This is a genomic window from Saccharopolyspora thermophila, assembly GCF_014646075.1.
GTDB classification, from domain to species: Bacteria; Actinomycetota; Actinomycetes; order Mycobacteriales; family Pseudonocardiaceae; genus Saccharopolyspora; species Saccharopolyspora thermophila.
Genome location: NZ_BMMT01000034.1, coordinates 1 through 2,500, shown reverse-complemented (window position 1 = coordinate 2,500; position 2,500 = coordinate 1). Strand labels below are relative to the sequence as shown.

The 2,500-nt window shown below is 57.0% G+C and carries 2 rRNA genes (1 of these 2 cut by a window edge); both read left to right on the top strand.

Annotated elements, in window-relative coordinates:
• A 23S ribosomal RNA gene (locus tag IEY17_RS24900) occupies nucleotides 1-2,248 on the top strand (it extends 837 nt beyond the left edge of the window).
• A 134-nt stretch (nucleotides 2,249-2,382) separates the two neighbouring features.
• Nucleotides 2,383-2,499 (top strand): 5S ribosomal RNA (gene rrf / locus IEY17_RS24895).
• Nucleotide 2,500: the final 1 nt, after the last annotated feature.

Genomic DNA, 2,500 nt, shown 5'->3' with positions numbered 1-2,500 from the left:
TGGGGGATGAGTTGTGGGTAGGGGTGAAAGGCCAATCAAACTCCGTGATAGCTGGTTCTCCCCGAAATGCATTTAGGTGCAGCGTCGCGTGTTGCTTGGGTGGGGTAGGGCGCTGGTTGGTTGATGGGCCTTCGCGGGTTACTGAGATCAGCCAAACTTCGAATACACTTGAGTTGAGCGTGGCAGTGAGACGGTGGGGGAGAAGCTTCATCGTCGAGAGGGAAACAGCCCAGAGCATCGGCTAAGGCCCCTAAGTGTGCGCTTAGTGGGAAAGGATGTGGGATCGCTGAGACAACCAGGAGGTTGGCTTAGAAGCAGCCATCCTTGAAAGAGTGCGTAATAGCTCACTGGTCAAGTGGTCCTGCGCCGACAATGTAGCGGGGCTGAAGCGTGCCGCCGAAGCCGTGCCAGGAACGCACTGTGTGTGTGTTGTTGGGTAGGGGAGCGTCCTGCATGCTGTGAAGCTGCGGTGTGAGCTGTGGTGGAGTGTGTGGGAGTGAGAATGCAGGCATGAGTAGCGAGTGAAGAGTGGGAATCTCTTCCGCCGGATGACTAAGGGTTCCTGGGGAAGGTTCGTCCGCCCAGGGTGAGTCGGGGCCTAAGGCGAGGCCGACAGGCGTAGTCGATGGAGAACGGGTTGATATTCCCGTACCCGTGTGCGCGCGTCCATAGCGAATCTCTTGATACTAACCACTTGGTGCTGGCTCTGGTTCTTTGTGGATTGGGGTTGGTGCTGCGTGGGGCCTGATGGGGTAGTAGTTAAGTGATGGGGTGACGCAGGAGGGTAGCTCTGCCAGTGAGTGGTTGTACTGGTGTAAGCCTGTAGCCCGGTGTGTAGGTAAATCCGCGCACCATGTGGGTGAGGGGTGATGCGTAGCCGTGGTGGTGAAGTGAGTGATCCCATGCTGCCGAGAAAAGCCTCTAGCGAGTGTGTGCACGGCCCGTACCCGAAACCGACACAGGTGGTCAGGTAGAGTATACCGAGGCGGTCGGGTGAACTGTGGTTAAGGAATTCGGCAAATTGCCCCCGTAACTTTGGGAGAAGGGGGGCCACTGCTGGTGATTGCCCTTTGCGGTGGGAGCTGGTGGTGGTCGCAGAGGCCAGGGAGAAGCGACTGTTTACTAAAAACACAGGTCCATGCGAAGCTGTAAGGCGATGTATATGGACTGACGCCTGCCCGGTGCTGGAACGTTAAGAGGACCCGTGAACCGGTTTTTGCTGGGGTAGCGGTGAATTTAAGCGCCAGTAAACGGCGGTGGTAACTATAACCATCCTAAGGTAGCGAAATTCCTTGTCGGGTAAGTTCCGACCTGCACGAATGGCGTAACGACTTCTCCGCTGTCTCGACCACAGGCCCGGTGAAATTGCAGTACGAGTAAAGATGCTCGTTTCGCGCGGCAGGACGGAAAGACCCCGGGACCTTTACTATAGCTTGGTATTGGTGTTTGGTTCGGCTTGTGTAGGATAGGTGGGAGACTGTGAAGCTCTGACGCTAGTTGGGGTGGAGTCGTTGGTGAAATACCACTCTGGTCGTTCTGGGCATCTAACTCGGGTCCGTGATCCGGATCGGGGACAGTGCCTGGTGGGTAGTTTAACTGGGGCGGTTGCCTCCTAAAGGGTAACGGAGGCGCCCAAAGGTTCCCTCAGCCTGGTTGGCAATCAGGTGTTGAGTGTAAGTGTATAAGGGAGCTTGACTGTGAGACTGACGGGTCGAGCAGGTGCGAAAGCAGGGACTAGTGATCCGGCACTGGCTGGTGGAAGCGGTGTCGCTCAACGGATAAAAGGTACCCCGGGGATAACAGGCTGATCTTGCCCAAGAGTCCATATCGACGGCATGGTTTGGCACCTCGATGTCGGCTCGTCGCATCCTGGGGCTGGAGTTGGTCCCAAGGGTTGGGCTGTTCGCCCATTAAAGCGGCACGCGAGCTGGGTTTAGAACGTCGTGAGACAGTTCGGTCCCTATCCGCCGCGCGCGTAGGAGACTTGCGGAAGGCTGTCCCTAGTACGAGAGGACCGGGACGGACGAACCTCTGGTGTGCCAGTTGTTTCGCCAGGAGCACGGCTGGTTGGCTATGTTCGGGAGGGATAACCGCTGAAAGCATCTAAGCGGGAAGCCTGTTCCTAGATGAGGTCTCCCGCCCGTTTGTGGGGTAAGGCTCCCAAGAGATGATTGGGTTGACAGGCCAGAGATGGAAGCGCAGTAATGTGTGGAGTTGACTGGTGCTGATAGGCCGAGGACTTGTTCATGAAGGTTTGCTTGCGCCCGCTATATGGTTTTGAGGCAACAACCACTCGTGGTTGGTTGGTTGGTTGTTAAGTGGATAGTGTGTTGTTGTTTCGATGATCTTCCCACCATGCTGTGGTGTGGTGGGGTGTGGGTTGTCGGTGGCGATGGCGGGGAGGGTACGCCCGGTCCCATTCCGAACCCGGTAGCTAAGTTCCCCAGCGCTGATGGTACTGCACTCGGTGGGGTGTGGGAGAGTAGGACACCGCCGACAC